Origin of the sequence: Psychromonas arctica DSM 14288 (assembly GCF_000482725.1) — a bacterium.
GTDB classification, from domain to species: domain Bacteria; phylum Pseudomonadota; class Gammaproteobacteria; order Enterobacterales; family Psychromonadaceae; genus Psychromonas; species Psychromonas arctica.
Map to the genome: position 1 here is coordinate 143,685 of NZ_AXWP01000008.1, position 18,554 is coordinate 162,238.

The window sequence follows — 18,554 nt, forward strand, 5'->3', positions numbered from 1 at the left end:
TTTATTTCACTGGAGAAAAATATGAAAGTTGCTGTTCTTGGTGCTGCAGGTGGTATCGGTCAAGCGTTGTCATTATTATTAAAAACTCAACTACCAGCTGGTTCTGAGCTAGCATTATACGATGTTGCTCCTGTTGTTCCTGGTGTAGCGGTTGATTTATCACATATCCCAACAGCAGTTAAAGTTGAAGGTTTTGGTGTTGACGCGTTAGGCGCTGCATTAACGGGTGCTGATATTGTAATTATTCCAGCGGGTATGCCACGTAAGCCAGGTATGGACCGTGCTGATTTATTTGCAGTGAATGCTGGTATTATCAAAACGTTAGCTGAAGGCATTGTTGCTAACTGTCCTAAAGCATTAGTTGGTGTTATCACTAACCCTGTAAATGGCACTGTTCCAATCGTTGCTGAAGTTTTCAAAAAAGCAGGTGTTTACGATAAAAACCGTATATTTGGTGTAACGACGCTTGATGTTATTCGTAGTGAAGCATTTGTTGCTGAACTTAAAGGCCTAAACGTTGCTGAAGTTAAAGTTCCAGTAATTGGTGGTCACTCAGGTACAACTATTTTACCACTTCTTTCTCAAGTTGAAGGTGTCACGTTCTCTGAAGAAGAAGTTGCTGCATTAACACCACGTATTCAGAATGCGGGTACTGAAGTTGTAAATGCTAAAGCTGGTGGCGGTTCTGCTACTTTATCTATGGGTGCTGCTGCCGCTCGTTTTTGTTTATCTTTAGTTAAAGGTTTACAAGGCGAAGACGTTGTAGATTACGCATACGTTGATATTGACGGCGGCGATGCTCCTTACTTCGCTCACCCAGTACGCTTAGGTGTTAACGGTGTCGTTGAAATTTTATCATACGGTAAATTATCAGCCTTTGAAGAAAAAGCTAAAAACGATATGTTAGAAACACTTAACAAAGATATCCAAGAAGGTGTTGATTTTATAAACGGCTAATCTTTTTTTAGTTTTTTATACAATATTATTAATAAGGTCAGCGATGCTGGCCTTTTTTGTGCCTATAATTACTTAAGCTTGTAATTGCTTATTAATAGTTACTTAATGAATTAATTTTTAAAAGGATCGCTATATGAAAGTTGCAGAAGCAATGACCGCTCGCGTAGTGACAATCGAAATGGATGATCGTATTCCTGCGATCCAAGAAATATTATCCCAACTAGGGTCTCATCACTTATTGGTAGTTGAAGAGGGGAAATTGTGTGGTGTTATATCTGACCGTGATATTTTGCGAATACTCAGCCCCTATTTGTATACAGAATCAGAGTTAGTACGTGATACTGAAACGATGCAACGTCGCGCTCACCAAGTGATGACGCGCAGTCCTATTACTGTTTCTCCAGAAGTGTCAGTTAAAGAAGCGCTGGCATTGATGTTAACCCATGATATTAGTTGTTTACCGGTACTTGAAGGCGATAATATTGAAGGGATATTTACTATTCACGATGGTGTTCGCGCGCTGATCAAATAATAATTGGGCGTTAATATAAAAACTTACTGCCCTGACTAATAATAACTCCTTAGTTGGGGCTGCTTTATTAGTTTCCTCAGTTAGATTGTGACGATATTTTATAATAACAGTATTCACTACAGAGTTAATTTGATGGTGTAGTCTCTTGGTATATACATAAACGTCATAAATAATGTGCTTTAAATATTTTATATTGTATGAATTATTCTTTATAGTGTGTGTATTGACTAATTACCCCCTGAGATTTACATGGATTATCTCCCTATTTTTACCAAACTTAATAACCGCCATTGCCTTGTTGTGGGTGGTGGTGATATTGCTGCGCGTAAAGTTCACTTATTATTAAAAGCTAATGCTTCTATTACCGTTTGTGCTCCGGAAATCTGTGACTCATTATTAGAAAAAGCTAAAAATAATCAGTTAACGGTTATCAAAGAAGTTTTTTATGATGAGCTTATCACTGATAAATGGTTAGTTATTGCTGCTACTAATCAGCATCATGTGAATGAACATATTGCACAACTTGCTGAGCAAAAACAGATTTTAGTGAATGTAGTCGATGAACCTAATTTATGTAGCTTCATTATGCCGTCTATTGTTGATCGCTCACCTATTGTTGTGGCCATTTCTAGCGGTGGTAAAGCGCCTGTATTAGCACGTTTAATACGCGAACGTTTAGAAGCTTTATTACCCATGCATATTGGCCGTCTAGCAAAGATCTCAGGGGATTTTAGACACCGAGTGAAGCAAGTGATCACCAAGGAGTCTTTACGTCGCCGTTATTGGGAAAAGCTGTTTGGTAATGGAGATTTAGCTAGCTTATTACAAAAAGGCCAAATGGAAAAAGCACAACAGTTGATGGAAGACAACCTCACTGAAGAAGTCGCACAGGGCGACGTGGCTTTAGTTGGTGCAGGACCAGGCGATCCTTCATTGCTAACGCTTAAAGCCTTACAGTTAATGCAGCAAGCGGATGTGGTGTTGTATGATCGATTAGTTTCAAAAGAAATTCTTGATTTAGTACGCCGCGATGCGGATTTAATTTCCGTGGGTAAAGCGGCAGGTAAGCATGAAGTTGAACAGTCTCGCACTAATCAAATGTTAGTGGAACTTGCACAGCAGGGTAAAAAAGTAGTGCGCTTGAAAGGCGGTGACTCTTTTATCTTTGGGCGTGGTGGTGAAGAGTTAGAAGAACTAGTAGAAGCAGGTGTCGCTTTTCAAGTTGTTCCTGGTATTACCTCTGCCTCTGGTTGTAGTGCTTATGCCGGGATCCCTTTAACTCACCGTGATTACGCGCAATCGGTGACGTTTGTAACAGGGCATAGAAAGAAAGATGGACAAGCATTAGACTGGAAAGCACTAGCTATTCCGCACCAAACATTAGTTGTGTATATGGGGCTATTACAAGCGCAAGACATTCAAACTAATTTGTTAGTGAATGGTCGCGATGCTAATACACCGGTTGCATTAATTAACAAAGGAACCAGTAGTGAGCAGCAAGTGATCACAGGGACGTTATCTGAGCTCTCTAAGCTCGGTGGCGGACTTGAAGGGCCGACATTAATGATTATAGGTGAAGTGGTTGAGCTGTCTTCTAAGTTAGCTTGGTTTAATCCAGAAAAAAGTAAAAAGTTATCCCGAGACCCTTTTTTAGTTGATTTGTCATAAACAGCTATTTAATCTGCTAAAAAATTACTGAGCTAATCGTTTACTGATACCCATAAAAAAGCCTGATTCAATATCAGGCTTTTTATTATTTACAGTTTACTCTTTCAGCAATAATACTTTTTTATACTCTCTTCAGTAACAGTAACAGTAACAGTAACTTACTTTACCCATCTGTTCTGTTGACTTATTTTACCAATGCTGGTGTAAGTGTAATGCTCGTTGATATAAGCGTTCATAATGTTTTGCTGAATCTGACCAGTAAAAATGCGATTGCATTGCCTGTGTTTTTAAACGCAACATCTCTTCAGGGTGCTCAATATAAAGCAGTACCACACGGCGTAACAGATTTAATAATTGATCTGGGTTGGCATCATAAAACATAAAGCCATTTGCATGTTCTGAATCTTGGTCATAATCAATAACGGTATCTTTTAAGCCTCCAACTGCACGCACTACAGGTAAAGTGCCGTAGGCTAAACTGTATAATTGGTTTAAACCACAAGGTTCGAATATAGATGGCATTAAAAAGAAATCTGCTCCAGCTTCAACCAAGTGTGACAATTTATTACTGTAAGTATTAACAAACTTAAACTTATCTGAATAATGTTCAGATAAGGCGGTTAAATGGCCCGTAATAGCAGGGTCACCAGAACCTATGATGATCAGTTGCACATTATGTTTTAAAAAACGCTCTAAAATTGGCAGAATTAAACCAAAACCTTTTTGATCCGTTAAGCGACAAACCATACCAAAAATAGGCAAATCAGCTACTTCAAGACCGACTTCTTGTTGTAATGCTTGCTTACATTTTTCTTTCCCAGATAAATCTTCATGGTTAAAGTTAAATGGAATTAGGTTATCTGTTTCAGGACTCCAATCATTATAATCACAGCCGTTTAAAATTCCTTCAAAGTCATGGATACGTTCAATAAAGTGATGTGACATACCATGGGAGCCTAAAGGTGTTAATAGTTCACTCGCATAATTAGGGCTAACGGTATTTACTTTGTCTGCATAAATAACGCCGACTTTTAAGTAGTTAATATAACTGAAGTTTTCTAAAACGCGTTCATCCATACATGAGCTAACTTCTGGGATCAGGTTTAATTGTGACTTTTCAAATATACCTTGGTATGCAGAGTTATGGCTGGTCAGCACAGTTTTGGTGTGTGCAAAATGAGAATGGTCATGGAAACGTGTTTTTAATAGGTAAGGTACTAAACCTGTATGCCAATCATTACAATGAATGATATCAGGAGAGAAGCCTTCAGCTAATGAAGTTAATAGCGATGCTAAGCTGAAAAATGCAAAACGTTCTCCATTATCTTGGTATGCATTATTTTCTTCACCGTAAAAGCCTGCACGGTCAAAATAATGTGCATTATCAATGGCTAAAACTTTAATCCCATCCAGTGATAACTCTTTTACTGTGAACTGTACGTCTGGTCGAGAAGAGTCTGTGTGCAAGGTTAATTGATGCACTTGTTGAGCATGTTCACGGTGTTCAATGGTGCGATAAAATGGTGTAATAATAACCACTTCATGGCCTAAATTGCGAAGTTCAAGCGGTAATGCTTTTGCTACGTCTGCAAGGCCACCTGTTTTAGAAAAACCTTCAACTTCAGACGAAATAAATAAAATTTTTAATTTTTGAGAATCCACTGGGACCTCCTTTGGTATAGGCCATGGATAGCAATAAAAAAGCCACCAGAAATAGTGGCTTTTAAAATCATTGTACTGGTTTAAAAACCGATTCTAGATCCTTTCGGAATAACTACAATACCTTCGTCAGAAACGGTAAAGCGTTTTTTATCATCCTCTAGATTAACACCAATTTCTATTCCATCGGCAATTCTTACGTCTTTATCAATAATTGTTTTGGTAATAACGCAATTTTTACCGATTTTAGTATCACCTAATAATACTGATTGATAAATATCCGTACCTTGACCAACAAAACAGTTAAAACCAAGAACTGATTTTCTGACCGTTGCACCAACAATTAGTGCACCATCGGAAATCAATGAGCGGCGAATACTACAGGTGATATCGCCATCATTTTGGAAATTAGCTGCTGGAAGTGGTGGATAATGTGTATGCATTGGCCACGCTCTATTGTAAAAAGAGATAGGCGGTACGGATTTAATCAAATCCATATTCGCTTCCCAGTATGACTCAATCGTACCCACATCACGCCAGTAAGCTTCCCCTTCTTCATTGGGGATTTTATTAGTTGTAAAGTCATACACAAAAACTTTACCGCTTGGCATTAAATAAGGAATGATATCTTTTCCAAAGTCATGACTTGATTCATCATCTGCTGCATCGCGGATCAATTCATTTTGCAACTCTGCAGATTTAAAAACGTAGTTACCCATTGATGCCAGTACATGGTCTGGGTCGCCAGGGATCGTTTTGGCATCTTCTACAGTTGGTTTTTCTGCAAAACCTATCATACGACCTTCTTCATCGACTTCGATAATACCAAAGTGATAAGCCTGTTCTTTAGGTAGGCGGATCGCGGATACGGTTAATATTGCATCTTTTTGTTTATGAAATTCAAGTTTTTGGCGGATATCCATCTTGTAGATATGGTCACTACCGAATATACAAATGGTATCTGCATCATCTGATTGGATAAATTGTAAGTTTTGATAAATTGCATCAGCTGTACCGCTGTACCAATGCTTACCCTTACGCATTTGCGCAGGAATTGCATCGATAAAAGTGTCAGTAAAGCTGTTTACTTCCCAAGCTTCACGAAGATGATCGTTCAAAGATTGAGATTTAAATTGAGTCAGTACGTAAATACGTAATAAGTCAGAATTTACAAAATTATTAAGTACACAGTCAATTAGACGGTAACTTCCTCCAAAAGGCACAGATGGTTTGGTGCGCGATTGGGTTAAGGGGTACAGGCGTGAACCTTCACCACCTGCTAAAATCATCGAGAGAACTTTTGCCATGAGAAAACCTCATCTAAGTAATATAAAAAATAGTCATTTGTAATCCTATGCCAGTTTAATCAAAACCCACACGGCTACCTTTTGCAATCACAACAATGCCTTTTTCAGAGACAGTAAAGTGCTTGCGATCCTCTTCTAAATTTTCACCTATCACCATGCCAGGAGCTATTTCTACATTCTTATCTAGTATTACATTAGTGAGGCGTGCACCACTACCAACTTTAGCGTTACCTAGGAAAACACAGCCTTTGATTTCTGCATTGGTACATAAATGTGTTCTGAAACCTAAAATAGAATTTTCGATAGTTGCACCATTAATATACGAACCAGCTCCAAGGTGGGATTTAGAAACGTGACTTACTGAGTCACCTTGATCTCGGAATGTTGCTGGTGGTAACGGTGGATGGTAAGTGTGTAAAGGCCAATGCTTGTTATACAAAGAAATAGGTTGATTGTCGCTTAATAAGTCCATGTGCGCTTCCCAATAGGAATCGATGGTACCTACATCACGCCAATATGCATGCTCTGGTTCACCTGGTATTTTATTTTTACTAAAGTCATACACAAAAACTTTACCCTGAGGGAATAGTTTAGGAATAATGTCTTTACCAAAATCATGACTAGAGTCTTCTATTGCAGCATCTTTTTCAAGTTCTTCCACTAGTGTGTCGGCTTTGAAAATGTAGTTACCCATTGAAGCTAATACATGGTCAGGGTCTCCAGGAATTGTTTTTGCATCTTCAACAGAAGGTTTTTCTGCAAATCCAATCATATGGCCTGCTTCATCAATCTCGATGATACCAAAATGGAAAGCTTGTTCTTTTTGCACTCGAATTGCTGCAACTGTTAAGTCTCCTCCCATTTCTTTATGGTAATCAACCATTTGTTGCACATCCATTTTATAGATATGGTCACTACCAAAGATACAAACATGTTCTGCTTCATTTTTGGTGATAAAACGAGAGTTTTGATAGATGGCATCTGCGGTACCTGAATACCAGTTTTTGCTTACACGTTGCTGAGCGGGTATTGCTTCAATAAAACGATCTGAAATACTGGAAAGTCGCCAAGCTCGGCGTAGATGAATATTCAGAGATTGAGATTTGAATTGGGTTAGAACGTAAATTTTCATTAAATCTGCATTTACGAAATTATTTAATGCAAAATCTACTAATCGATAATTGCCGCCAAAAGGCACGGCGGGTTTGGTTCTGTTCTGGGTTAATGGGAAAAGCCGAGAGCCTTCACCCCCAGCAAGAATCATAGCCAAAATACCAGCCATAAAAGCCTCCACATATTTTGTATAATAAAAAGCTATGCCAATACGGCGATAGCGCCTGTCCAATTATTTAATAATTTCAACTTTCTGACATTAGCAATAAAAACAAAGTTATGAAATGCCTGCTTGATGATTATTTGAGACAGCTCAATACTTTAAATTTATTGTTTTGGGCATTTTCAATGAATTTTTTATAAGTAAGGGTTAAAAGTGGCTCATAGCGTAGGAATTTATTAGCAACAATAGTCAATTTTCCTTTCTTTTTCAAAAATTTAATTGACTGATTTATAAATGTTTCTGCTGCGTCATAGTTCGTTTTTTGACCAGAATGAAAGGGAGGGTTCGAAAGCAATACATCATATTCTTTGCTTACGTTGGAAAAAACATCCGATGCAAACACTTTCGCGTGTAAATTATTTTTTTCTAGGGTCAATTTAGCACTAGCAAGTGCGTAAACGTTAACATCAATTAAATCTAAGCTTAATTTGGGATGCTTTTTAAGCAGGTAGCAAGAGAGCACGCCAGCACCACAACCAAAGTCTAAGCCGTCTCCACTTAATTGATCGGGCAAATTATTGAGTAACAGTTCACTACCTTTATCTAATTCACCAAAACTAAATACGCCAGGTAATGAGCGAATGGTAAGAGAGACATCATTAATATTAAGCTGGTAATCTTTTATCCATTGTTGTTGGTCAAAAGTAGCGACGGGTTTAGTTAGCTGCGCATAAATAATGCTGCAATGACGAGCAGAGTCAATGGCGTTGCTATTTTCAGCATAGGGAGTCAACAGAGACGCGACACTTTTTATCCCACACTTTTTCTCTCCAACTAATACAATATCCGCATTTTGCTTTAGGTGAGGAGTCAGGTTTGCCAGTAAATATTCAATTTCTGTTTTTGCTTTAGGGATATAAATCAATAATAGATCGAACTTCTCTTGATCATCTCTGCCTTTATAGTCTGCGGTAAAGTGAACTTCAGAAGATCCTAGTTGGCCTTCTAATTGATGATAATAACGATAATCGTTAAAACAAAAACAACTTGATGATGCTATTGTTTGTAAATGAATGGGGTAATTATCATCAATGTTACCTGCCACTAAAATAGACTTTCCGGAAAATAAAGATTCATTACGCTGTAAAACTTGACTTGGATTTGAATAAATTTGATTAGAGGCCATATAAAAGTCCTATTACAGCTTGTGATTAAAAGTTTGAATGATCATATATCCACGCTACTTCGACCTTACAGCTGGTAATGTATTTGAGCTGTAAGGGTATATATACCTAAAATGCATAAACATGGGCGTTTAAGTCATTAGGTTATAGAGTCTGAGGGCAGTATTATAAGGGTATTTTAACGATTACTCACCTAATCATGGAAAATAGTTTGTCACAGGGATGTTATGAAGTTTACTAATAAATTTACGTTTATTACGAGTGCTATTGTGTTGACTTGTATTGCGTTGGTACTGGCAGGCGGTATGGTTAGTTTACGTGCTTTGTCCTTGAAGTATCATCAGCAACGTATTGATAGCATTATTCAAGTTATTGAGAAGCAAGTAGCGAAGCAAACTACTATCACTCAATTTGATCACTGGTTACCTGATGTGCTGGATGCCTCGGGAGTGGTTCGTTTACGTGTTGAGCGGGATCAGCAAATTGTTTATCAAAATTATTATGAAGGGCGACGCTATTTTCCTTCTCGATTATTATTACGCTATGACTATGATCTAAAGTATTACCCCAGTGTTCGAGTAATAATACACACTCGACAGCCTTTTTCTGATCTCAAATTTACCTTTTGGCCATTATTAGGGATCACCTCAGCAGTTATTTTATGCCTTAGCTTATTATGGTTTGCCATTCGTTGGATGCGACGTTCTTTTTATGGTGCCGAGCTATTAGAACGCCGCGCTCGTTATCTATTACAAAATAATCCCACTGCTCGTTTTGCACAAAAAGGTGAGTGGCCAAAAGCTGCGAGTAAAGCTTTGGATGTGCTATCTGAGCGATTAGAGAACAGCCGTAAAGAGCGAAGTATCTTTGATACACATATTCGCGGAAAAGTATTCTTAGATGAAGATACCGGTTTAGGTAATCGCTTAGCCTTTGAAAATAGGTTAGATGCAGTAGCGATGGATGAAAATTTTTTAGCTAGCACCTTAATGTTAATTAGTTTGACTGAGTTAAGTGCAGTTAAACACCAGTTTGGTGCCGCTGAAGGTGAAAAAATCATTCAGCAGGTTGTTGATTTATTGCACCACTTTTGTGCTCGCTACGACGATAGTTTTTATGGCAGGGTTCAGAAGTCAGAGTTTGTGATCCTATTACCACAGATGTCCTACCAAGAAACCAAAATAGCTGCTAAACAGTTAGCTAAACTGTTGTCTCAACTACTCCTGCCAGATGCCACTTGGACTGATAATTTCTATCACGTTGGTGTAGTTAATTTTCCTTTTGGTGCTAAAACTATGCATATTATCGATGATGTTAATCAATCATTATTAGTCGCAGAGCATCAGAAAATTAGTGGTTGGCACTTGTCAGAGGAAGATAAAAATCAAGCGGTCATAGTCAAAGGAACAGTGCGTTGGCGTGCATTATTAACAGATATTTTAGATAGACAAGCGCTGTTAATGTATCGACAACATCTTATGCATCGCGATGGCATGAGTATTTTATATTGCGAGTTGTGGCCGCGTATTATTGGATACCAAAAAGAAATTATTGCCGCCGGTACTTTTATGCCAATGGCTGAAAAGTGTGGTTTAAGTGATCAAATAGACAAACAAATGCTAGAAAAAGTATTGGCGTTGTTAGTGATGCGTGGTGAGTTGTCTAAGCCTATCGCGGTTAATTTAGGTGCTCACCTTCTGATGAATAAAAAGAATCATCAATGGTTTATGTTTGAGTTGATGCAACAAACTCGGCAAATTCGCCATAATTTAGTGATTGAAGTGTCAGAGCATTTGATTGATAAAGATTATTTTGCACTTCGTTCTGCCTTAAATGCTTTACAAAAAGTGGGTTGTAAGATTGCGGTGGATAATGTCGGTAAGTCAGTGGTCAATACCTCCTATATACTGGATTTTAATATTGATTACTTAAAATTACACGCCAGTTTAATCCGTGATATTCATAATCGTAAAACTAATCAAATCGCAGTACAAAGCTTAATGGCTAGTTGCTTGAATAGTCATGCGAAAGTGATTGCTGTTGGTGTGGAAAGTAAAGAAGAGTGGGAATGTCTGTTGCGACTGGGTATTTATGCCGCGCAAGGATCATTATTTTCGACCCCTCAGGCAATGAGTATTTAGCACTGCTAAGCGTAAATCGTTGCTACTAAGCTGATAGCTCTTTTACTAATCCGCTTGCATTGTTACCAAGCAGGCAGCTTTTTTATAACGTTGATGACTCTTTTTCTGATCCGAGAATCAATAAGCACAGCAACGTTTAAAATTTTTGTTGTGCTTTTAACCCTGCTAGTCCTTGTAACCCTCCGGTATGAACGGCCACTATATGCGTTCCAACAGGAAAAAAACCTTGTTCAATTAATTGCCATAGTGCATAAAACATTTTCCCTGTATAGATAGGTTCTATCGGGATTGTTGTTTGTTGTGTAAATTGATGGCAAAAATTCGCTAAGGATGACGATATCTTACCGTAGCCTCCTTCATGAAAGTCAGTATGTAAATGCCAATTTAACGCGTTTGCTTGAGGTACAAAGTGGGTGACAGTGTTACTTAAATAGTGTGCATTTTTAAGTACTGCAATGCCATGAACTTGTGTTTCGGGAGAGTATTTTAATGTGCCGCTGATTAAACCTGCCAAAGTGCCCGCGCTGCCTGTCGCGGTAAAAACATGATCTATAGGTTGCTCAGATTGCTGCGCTAATTCTATGCATATCTCTTCTACACCGGGAAGGGCTAAATCGTTACTACCACCTTCAGGGATAATATAAGCATCGCTATATTGTGATTGTATTGTTTGTAAATATTCAGCCTGCTCTTTTAAACGGTAGGTTTTTCTATCCACAAATTGTAGCTGCATGCCCCATTGCTGAGCTTGTGACAGTGTAGGGTTAGCTGCATAGTGCGCTTCGCCTCTAATGATGCCGGTGGTCTTTACATTGAAGTGTTTACCCGCTGCTGCCAGAGCATGAATATGGTTAGAAAATGCCCCTCCGAAGCTAAGTATATGTTGCTGATGGTTTTTTTCTGCGTGCAATAGGTTATATTTTAGTTTTCTCCATTTGTTGCCGGATATCTCTGAATGCAATAAATCATCTCGTTTTATTGAGAGCTTTACTCCGTGAGCCGTGAGGAAAGGGAGATTGATTGATTGCAAAGGGCTAGGAGGCAGTTGCTGATATATACTGCTTTCTGTGAATCTCATTTACTTTATTACCTATAACGGAAAATGACAGTTTTTTGTACCTTATACGAGTTAAATTTATCATGATATGCATGATTGAGCGCTTAATTATCTGATCTGATTGTGAAGATGCTTAACTTTTTCTTTTCTGTATTTTCTTTACACCTTCCCTATACTTTGAGGAATACCATGTTTGAATTAAAAACCATTGCGCTTTTTGTGTTGACTGCGATTGCTGAAATTGTGGGTTGTTATCTTCCTTATCTTTGGTTAAAACAGGATAAAAGTATTCTATTATTGTTGCCTGCAGCTTGTAGCCTTGTACTCTTTGCTTGGTTACTTTCTTTGCACCCAGCAGCTTCAGGGCGTGTCTATGCCGCTTATGGTGGCGTTTATATTTTTGTCGCAATAGTCTGGTTATGGGCGGTCGATGGAGTGAAACCAACAGTCTGGGATATGGTGGGGGCTTCAGTCGCATTAACGGGAATGGCTATTATTATGTTTGCACCTAGAGGGACTTAATATTTAGTTGTACATTTATGTGATGATTAGCTACTTGCTGCTCTATTATTGGGTGCTTTAGTTGTTTATTAATAGTACGGAGTAAGATCTTATTAAAAATACGAGGACAAGATCGCATTAAAATGATATCGAGTGCGCTTAAATTACAGAGCAATATTAACCAGCGACGATCAATATTATCCAGCGACATTCAATATTAACCAGTAACGATAAGGCACTTTATTATTAATTATAAACAGTTTAATCAATTTTGTGCTTCGTTACCTGCTACCACCTATGTGCAACAGTGGGGCGGCTCACATGTCTGGAAAGTAGGTGGGAAAGTCTTTGCGATTGGCGGCTGGGAAAAAGATCAAATACCGGCTTTCACTTTTAAAACATCAATATTGAATTTTGGATTTCTAAGTGAAGTTGATGGCTATAAACCAGCTCCTTATTTCGCTAGTCGAGGTATGAAGTGGATCCAACTATATGATGGTGATGCAGGAAAAGATCAAGATTTACATTATTACCTAGGTGAGTCGCATCGATTAGTGTCATTGGGTTTAACTAAAATAAAACAGAAGCAATTAGGCTTAAATCAAGAAACACAATAAGTCATAGTTGCTTACACTTTCATTTATACTGTTGCTAAGTATATGATTAATTTAAGCTGTTAAAATAATCCACTGTCTCAATATTGTCTCCTTACGCCCTTATTTGAATTTCAACTTCACTCTTTACTCTAATACACCATCTTTGTTCTTTTTCTAAAGTAATACCTCCTTTTTTATTGCGCGATCCCTCTTTAATGATCAAAAAATAGATCCTGGTGTGATATGAGCAACAAATTGTTAATTAAAGAGATTCATATTTTTTAGTGCAATGGCACCCTGTTAACAAATAGGTAACATTTAGTTTAATGAAGCTTAATAAATTTACATATTTTTATTGGATTGCTGAATTAAGCAATAATTTCAATTCTAACCTTACATGGAGTTAATAATGCTGAAGACTTTTTATAAAAGTACCTTAATCGCGGCTGTTGTCATGGTGACAAGTGCTAATGCTTTTGCAGCAGATAAAGTATATCGATTGAAACTTGCTGAATCCTGGGGACCTAATTTCCCTGTTTTTGGTGATTCAGTTAAAAATATGGTGAAAATGGCTGAAGAAATGTCCAATGGCCGTTTAAAAATTCGCGTTGACTCTGCTAATAAGCATAAATCAGCATTTGGTGTTTTTGATATGGTTAAAAGTGGTCAATATGACATGGGCCACTCAGCAAGTTATTACTATAAAGGTAAAGTGCCAAACACACTATATTTCACTACTATGCCCTTTGGTATGACTGCGATGGAGCAACATGCTTGGTTCCAATACGGTGGTGGCCAAGAGTTAATGGATCAAGTTTATGGCGATCATAATCTAATGGCTTTCCCTGGCGGTAATACAGGGGTGCAAATGGGAGGTTGGTTCCGTAAAGAAATTAATAGCCTTGACGATCTACAAAACTTAAAAATGCGTATTCCTGGTTTTGCGGGTGAAGTACTGGCTAAATTAGGCGCGACTCCAGTTAATATACCACCTGGTGAGTTATATACATCATTAGAGCGTAATACTATTGATGCGTTAGAGTGGGTAGGTCCATCACTTGATTTACGTATGGGTTTCCATAAAATTGCACCGTTTTATTACATGGGGTGGCATGAGCCAGCAACTGAGTTGATGTTTATTATCAATAAAAAGAAAATGGCTTCATTACCTGCAGACTTACAAGCAATCTTAGAAGTTGCAATGCGTAAAGCAGCTTATGATATGTATGTTCAATCATACGCTTTAAGCGCTGAAAACTGGGAAAAAATGACTTCTGAATTCCCTAACATTCAAGTTAAAACTTTCCCACCTGCGGTATTAAGTGCGATTAAAAATGCCAATGATGAGATCCTTGCTGAAAAAGCAAGTGGCGATGAAATGGCTGCTAAAATCATTAAATCACAGCAGGATTATCTAAAATTAGTACGCGTGTGGACTGATATCTCTGAGTATGGTTACATTAAGAGTACCAAAGAATAACCGTTACACTCCTCATTAAGGCTACTTTATGTAGCCTTTTTTTCACCTATCTGTTTACTTAGAAGGAATTATCTTAAATGGAAGGTTTGCAAAAAGTCTTTGATCGCTTCTCAGATTATATTGGTAAAATTTCTGCAACATTAATGCTATTACTGTTAGCCAACGTTTTTTATGATGTTGTGGCTCGTTATTTTTTTAAATATAGCTCCATTGGTTTACAAGAATTAGAGTGGCATATCTTTGCTTCTATGTTCCTATTAGGTATTGCTTACACACTAAAAGAAGAAGGGCACGTTCGTGTTGATATTCTTTATGAAAAGCTCAGCCTTAAAAATAGAGCTTGGATTAACTCCATAGGTTGTGTGCTGTTCCTGATTCCTTTTTGTGCTCTGGTTATTTGGTACAGCTACGATTTTGCTCTGGAGTCTTATCATTTGAATGAAACCAGTGGCGACCCAGGTGGTTTATCACACCGTTGGTTAATTAAAGCAATGATCCCTCTTTCTACTCTCGCGCTTGTGTTTAGCGCATTAGGTATGTTGGTAAAAAATCTGCGTTGTATTGTTGAGAAAGATATTTAAAAGGGACTTTTTATGATTGGCATTATTATGTTTGGTGTAGCTTTATTGCTACTACTAACTGGTTTCCCCGTTGCATTTGTTTTTGCAGGTGTGGCATTAATCTTTGGTGTTTTTGCCGAGGGTTTTGAGTTATTTGCTTTTATGCCTTATCGCATCATGAGCATCATGGAAAACTCGATTATGATGGCCGTTCCCATGTTTATTTTTATGGGTAACGTATTACAAAAAACCAAATTAGCAGAACAATTACTAGAAGCCATGGGGCAATTATTTGGCCGTATACGTGGTGGTGTTGCGGTTTCAACTATTTTAGTAGGTTGTCTGTTAGCTGCTTCAACAGGTGTTGTAGGTGCTTCTGTAGTGGCGATGGGAGTTATCTCCTTACCTGTTATGCTCAAGTACAATTATGATAAAAAACTTGCGACAGGTGTTATCTGTGCCTCTGGTACGTTAGGGCAAATTATTCCGCCATCTATCATCTTAATTATTCTGGGTGATGTGATGGGAGTACCGGTTGGTGATCTGTTTAGATCTGCGGTATTACCCGGCGCAGTATTGGTCGGGGCGTTTATTCTTTATGTATTGATTTACGCTTTCTTCAAACCAGAGTCTGCACCTGCGCTTCCTGAGTCAGAGTTTGCAGGGCATGGAATGAAACCTTGTTGGACTGCTTTTAAAGCCATTGCTCCTCCTTTAGCGTTAATTTTTTCGGTATTAGGTTCAATATTTTATGGTATTGCAACACCAACTGAGTCTTCTGCTATTGGTGGCGGTGGTGCTATTCTGCTCGCTATTTTGTATCGTCAATGTTCTTGGAAGGTGTTGTGGGAGTCTTCAATTGAGACGGTAAAAGTCACGGCGATGGTATTTGCTATTTTCATTGGTGCAACAGCCTTTTCAATGGTCTTTTCTTACACAGGTGGGGAAGAAATTATTGAAGAGATCATGTTTAGTCTACCAGGTGATAAATGGGGTTTCCTAATCATTTCAATGTTGGTTATTTTGGTATTGGGTTTCTTCATCGATTTTGTTGAAATATCTTTTATTGTAGTGCCAATGTTGTATCCAATTGCTGAAATGATGGGGATAGATTTAACATGGTTTGCTATTTTAATTGCAATGAACCTTCAAACCTCATTCTTGACGCCCCCCTTTGGTTTTAGCTTATTTTACTTAAAAGGTGTGGCACCACCCGAAGTCAAAACTATGGACATCTATAAAGGAGTTATTCCCTTTATTCTCTTACAATTGTTAGTACTAGCTTCGATTGTGGTGTTCCCAGGGTTTTATGGGTTTGATTCATGATCAAAAGGGTCTGACTTTTAGTGGATTAGCGATAAAATTATTGTTATTAAAAACCTCTCTAGTAGAGGTTTTTTTATAGGTTTATTTTATTGATTTCATGAAGAAAATTATATTTTTAATCGTATAAATATTGCTAAGGAGAGTGTCGATTTTGCCAGTTAAACAAAGAAGCCTGCTTTAAAAGGAGGCTTCTTAACAACAGATCATCGTTGCTCATAAATCGTTGTTCATTAATAGTAGTTAAGCGTCATTGATAACAATACTGTAACGCCATAACAGACAATCGCAACATCATTACATCACAACTTTAGCACATTGCCACATTACTAAATCATAACAGTGCAATGCTTAGTCTCTGTTACTTAACTTCTTTACCCGATGCTTGTAGATCCGCATGGTATGAAGAACGAACTAAAGGTCCACAAGCTGCGTGTTCAAACCCTACTGATTTTGCCATTTCACCTAGTGCATCAAACTCTGCTGGTGGCACGTAACGCTCCACAGCAAGATGTTGTAAGCTAGGTTGTAAGTATTGGCCTAAGGTCAGCATAGTCACCCCATGAGCGGCTAAATCTTTAATTACCGTTTCAATTTGCTCATTGGTTTCGCCTAATCCCATCATTACACCTGATTTAGTCGGTACAGTTGGATGCTGCTCTTTGAATTTTTGTAATAACTGAAGAGACCATTTGTAGTCTGCGCCTGGACGAACTTGCTTGTACAAATGAGGTGCCGTTTCTAGGTTGTGGTTAAATACATCAGGCACATCTTTTTCAAAACAAGCCAGTGCTTTGTCCATACGACCTTTGAAGTCTGGCACTAAAATTTCAATTTTTATCGCAGGGTTAAGTAAGCGAATTTCACGAATACAATCAGCAAAATGTTGTGCGCCACCATCTCTTAAGTCATCACGGTCAACGGAGGTGATTACCACATACTTTAGCTTCATATCTTTGATCGTTTCAGCTAATTTCTTTGGTTCATCTTTATCAACAGCCAATGGTTTACCATGGCCTACATCACAGAAAGGGCAGCGACGAGTACAAATGTCACCTAGAATCATGAAGGTCGCTGTACCGTGGTTAAAGCACTCATTTAAGTTCGGGCATGAGGCTTCTTCACAAACAGAGTGTAATTTGTTTTTACGCAGTGCTGCTTTAATTTCATTGACGCGAGTATTATCTGCAGCCAGCTTGATTTTCATCCAAGCAGGTTTTTTTAAGATAGTGCCTTTGTCCGATGGAATAACTTTGATAGGTATATGAGACATTTTATCTGCATCACGCAGTTTGTTGCCCGCGGTTAATTGGCTTGGCTTAGTGTTCATTAATAAAGCTCTCTATCTGTGTGTATTTTAAATTCTGATTTAATTTCTCAATCAATAACGGCGATAATTCAGCGACGGAAGAGGTTAATCCTAAATCGCGACACTGGGTCATTTCTAATCCAGCATAACCACAGGGGTTAATTTGTAAAAAGGGAGTGAGATCCATGTCGACATTCAAGGCAAGGCCATGAAACGAACAGCCTTTACGAATCTTTAATCCTAATGATGCAATTTTTTTACCATCAACATAAACACCTGGTGCATCGGGTTTAGCTACTGCAGTGATATTATGATCAGCAAGTAGATCTATAATGGCTTGTTCAATAATCGTAACTAAGCTACGCACATTAAAATCTTTGCGGCGTATATTAATTAATAAATAAGCGATTAATTGTCCCGGAGCATGGTGTGTTATCTGCCCACCTCGGTCACTTTTAACAACAGGAATATCTGTCTGTGTTAATAAATGTTCTGCTTTTCCAGCTAACCCTTGCGTGAAAACAGGCGTATGTTCAACCAGCCAGATTTCATCGATCGTTTCTTGATCTCGCTGCTCGGTGAAATCACTCATTGCTTGCCAGGTTTGCTGATAGGGTTGAACCCCTAGGTAGCGAATAATTAATTTATCTTGTATTAATGTCATGAGCTTGGCTTATAAATAGACTGGCTTATAAAATAAAGCGAACAAGTTCAAGCTTGTTCAATTCACTATAAATTTCTTCTATATGTTCTTTGCTAGTAACAATCACTGGTACTGCTAAAGAATGATAGTTGCCTTTAGAGCTGGGTTTTATGGTCGGAGAATAGTCACCTGGTGCTATTTGTTGGATAACACTGATCACTTCTGGAACCAATTGAGGATGAGCCATACCCATCACCTTAAATGACAAACTACATGGAAACTCTAATAATTCATCAAATTTAGTATTCAATGCCATGACTAACTCCTGATTGAGAGATTGATTGAAAGTTAAAAGTGAGGA

17 protein-coding genes are annotated in these 18,554 nt (G+C 38.1%); 9 read left to right on the forward strand and 8 right to left on the reverse strand.

Annotated elements, in window-relative coordinates; translation table 11 throughout:
- Positions 1–21: 21 nt before the first annotated feature.
- The 3 genes from mdh to cysG all read left to right on the forward strand — a co-directional run bounded on the left by mdh (position 22) and on the right by cysG (position 3,157).
- Positions 22–957 (forward strand): malate dehydrogenase, encoded by a 936-nt coding sequence (mdh, locus tag H592_RS0102630; RefSeq protein WP_028867380.1) that lies wholly within the window; start codon positions 22–24, stop codon positions 955–957.
- 133 nt (positions 958–1,090) lie between these two features.
- Positions 1,091–1,489: a CBS domain-containing protein gene (locus H592_RS0102635; RefSeq protein WP_028867381.1), complete on the forward strand. Its 399-nt coding sequence runs from the start codon at positions 1,091–1,093 to the stop codon at positions 1,487–1,489.
- Between the two features lie 249 nt (positions 1,490–1,738).
- On the forward strand, positions 1,739–3,157 hold the full coding sequence (gene cysG, locus H592_RS0102640) for a siroheme synthase CysG (RefSeq protein ID WP_028867382.1): 1,419 nt from the start codon (positions 1,739–1,741) through the stop codon (positions 3,155–3,157).
- A gap of 189 nt (positions 3,158–3,346) precedes the next feature.
- Here the strand turns inward: cysG and glgA are convergent, their stop codons facing one another.
- The 4 genes from glgA to rsmC form a co-directional block, all read right to left on the reverse strand.
- Positions 3,347–4,819: a glycogen synthase GlgA gene (gene glgA / locus H592_RS0102645; RefSeq protein WP_037070788.1), complete on the reverse strand. Its 1,473-nt coding sequence runs from the start codon at positions 4,817–4,819 to the stop codon at positions 3,347–3,349.
- A gap of 80 nt (positions 4,820–4,899) precedes the next feature.
- A complete protein-coding gene (gene glgC / locus H592_RS0102650) occupies positions 4,900–6,123 on the reverse strand; it encodes a glucose-1-phosphate adenylyltransferase (RefSeq protein ID WP_028867384.1) in 1,224 nt (407 codons plus the stop codon).
- Positions 6,124–6,178: 55 nt separating this feature from the next.
- Positions 6,179–7,417 (reverse strand): glucose-1-phosphate adenylyltransferase, encoded by a 1,239-nt coding sequence (gene glgC / locus H592_RS0102655; protein WP_281170592.1) that lies wholly within the window; start codon positions 7,415–7,417, stop codon positions 6,179–6,181.
- Between the two features lie 118 nt (positions 7,418–7,535).
- On the reverse strand, positions 7,536–8,585 hold the full coding sequence (gene rsmC / locus H592_RS0102660) for a 16S rRNA (guanine(1207)-N(2))-methyltransferase RsmC (protein WP_028867386.1): 1,050 nt from the start codon (positions 8,583–8,585) through the stop codon (positions 7,536–7,538).
- Positions 8,586–8,810: 225 nt separating this feature from the next.
- Here rsmC and H592_RS0102665 point away from each other — a divergent pair, with 225 nt between their 5' ends.
- Complete coding sequence (locus H592_RS0102665; RefSeq protein ID WP_028867387.1) at positions 8,811–10,724, forward strand: EAL domain-containing protein; 1,914 nt, start codon at positions 8,811–8,813, stop codon at positions 10,722–10,724.
- Between the two features lie 136 nt (positions 10,725–10,860).
- Here the strand turns inward: H592_RS0102665 and H592_RS0102670 are convergent, their stop codons facing one another.
- Positions 10,861–11,802 carry a 1-aminocyclopropane-1-carboxylate deaminase/D-cysteine desulfhydrase gene (locus H592_RS0102670; RefSeq protein ID WP_051368917.1) on the reverse strand — a complete coding sequence of 314 codons (942 nt, stop codon included), beginning with the start codon at positions 11,800–11,802 and terminating at the stop codon, positions 10,861–10,863.
- Between the two features lie 168 nt (positions 11,803–11,970).
- Here H592_RS0102670 and H592_RS0102675 point away from each other — a divergent pair, with 168 nt between their 5' ends.
- The 5 genes from H592_RS0102675 (at position 11,971) to H592_RS0102695 (ending at position 16,244) form a co-directional block, all read left to right on the forward strand.
- Complete coding sequence (locus H592_RS0102675; protein ID WP_028867389.1) at positions 11,971–12,303, forward strand: YnfA family protein; 333 nt, start codon at positions 11,971–11,973, stop codon at positions 12,301–12,303.
- Between the two features lie 224 nt (positions 12,304–12,527).
- Positions 12,528–12,899 (forward strand): MmcQ/YjbR family DNA-binding protein, encoded by a 372-nt coding sequence (locus H592_RS0102680; RefSeq protein WP_028867390.1) that lies wholly within the window; start codon positions 12,528–12,530, stop codon positions 12,897–12,899.
- 388 nt (positions 12,900–13,287) lie between these two features.
- Entirely contained in the window at positions 13,288–14,358 is a 1,071-nt protein-coding gene (locus tag H592_RS0102685) for a TRAP transporter substrate-binding protein (RefSeq protein ID WP_037070790.1), read from the forward strand.
- A gap of 77 nt (positions 14,359–14,435) precedes the next feature.
- Complete coding sequence (locus tag H592_RS0102690; RefSeq protein ID WP_028867392.1) at positions 14,436–14,939, forward strand: TRAP transporter small permease subunit; 504 nt, start codon at positions 14,436–14,438, stop codon at positions 14,937–14,939.
- 12 nt (positions 14,940–14,951) lie between these two features.
- Positions 14,952–16,244, forward strand: coding sequence for a TRAP transporter large permease (locus H592_RS0102695; protein WP_028867393.1), 1,293 nt, complete (start codon positions 14,952–14,954; stop codon positions 16,242–16,244).
- Between the two features lie 358 nt (positions 16,245–16,602).
- On the opposite strand, the gene lipA is transcribed toward H592_RS0102695, so the two are convergent.
- The 3 genes from lipA to ybeD are packed head-to-tail and all read right to left on the reverse strand — an operon-like array spanning position 16,603 to position 18,503.
- Positions 16,603–17,571 carry a lipoyl synthase gene (gene lipA / locus H592_RS0102700; RefSeq protein ID WP_028867394.1) on the reverse strand — a complete coding sequence of 323 codons (969 nt, stop codon included), beginning with the start codon at positions 17,569–17,571 and terminating at the stop codon, positions 16,603–16,605.
- Complete coding sequence (gene lipB / locus H592_RS0102705; RefSeq protein WP_037070793.1) at positions 17,561–18,214, reverse strand: lipoyl(octanoyl) transferase LipB; 654 nt, start codon at positions 18,212–18,214, stop codon at positions 17,561–17,563. Before lipB ends, lipA begins: the two co-directional genes overlap by 11 nt.
- A 25-nt stretch (positions 18,215–18,239) precedes the next feature.
- A complete protein-coding gene (ybeD, locus tag H592_RS0102710; RefSeq protein ID WP_028867396.1) occupies positions 18,240–18,503 on the reverse strand; it encodes a DUF493 family protein YbeD in 264 nt (87 codons plus the stop codon).
- Between the last annotated feature and the right edge of the window lie 51 nt (positions 18,504–18,554).

Bases quoted from the DNA above. Each gene is read 5' to 3' on its own strand.
- lipB (WP_037070793.1), bottom strand. From the start codon at position 18,214: ATGACATTAATACAAGATAAATTAATTATTCGCTACCTAGGGGTTCAA.
- cysG (WP_028867382.1), top strand. From the start codon at position 1,739: ATGGATTATCTCCCTATTTTTACCAAACTTAATAACCGCCATTGCCTT.
- H592_RS0102695 (WP_028867393.1), top strand. From the start codon at position 14,952: ATGATTGGCATTATTATGTTTGGTGTAGCTTTATTGCTACTACTAACT.
- H592_RS0102665 (WP_028867387.1), top strand. From the start codon at position 8,811: ATGAAGTTTACTAATAAATTTACGTTTATTACGAGTGCTATTGTGTTG.
- H592_RS0102670 (WP_051368917.1), bottom strand. From the start codon at position 11,802: ATGAGATTCACAGAAAGCAGTATATATCAGCAACTGCCTCCTAGCCCT.
- lipA (WP_028867394.1), bottom strand. From the start codon at position 17,571: ATGAACACTAAGCCAAGCCAATTAACCGCGGGCAACAAACTGCGTGAT.
- H592_RS0102675 (WP_028867389.1), top strand. From the start codon at position 11,971: ATGTTTGAATTAAAAACCATTGCGCTTTTTGTGTTGACTGCGATTGCT.
- H592_RS0102685 (WP_037070790.1), top strand. From the start codon at position 13,288: ATGCTGAAGACTTTTTATAAAAGTACCTTAATCGCGGCTGTTGTCATG.
- rsmC (WP_028867386.1), bottom strand. From the start codon at position 8,585: ATGGCCTCTAATCAAATTTATTCAAATCCAAGTCAAGTTTTACAGCGT.
- H592_RS0102635 (WP_028867381.1), top strand. From the start codon at position 1,091: ATGAAAGTTGCAGAAGCAATGACCGCTCGCGTAGTGACAATCGAAATG.
- H592_RS0102690 (WP_028867392.1), top strand. From the start codon at position 14,436: ATGGAAGGTTTGCAAAAAGTCTTTGATCGCTTCTCAGATTATATTGGT.
- glgC (WP_028867384.1), bottom strand. From the start codon at position 6,123: ATGGCAAAAGTTCTCTCGATGATTTTAGCAGGTGGTGAAGGTTCACGC.
- mdh (WP_028867380.1), top strand. From the start codon at position 22: ATGAAAGTTGCTGTTCTTGGTGCTGCAGGTGGTATCGGTCAAGCGTTG.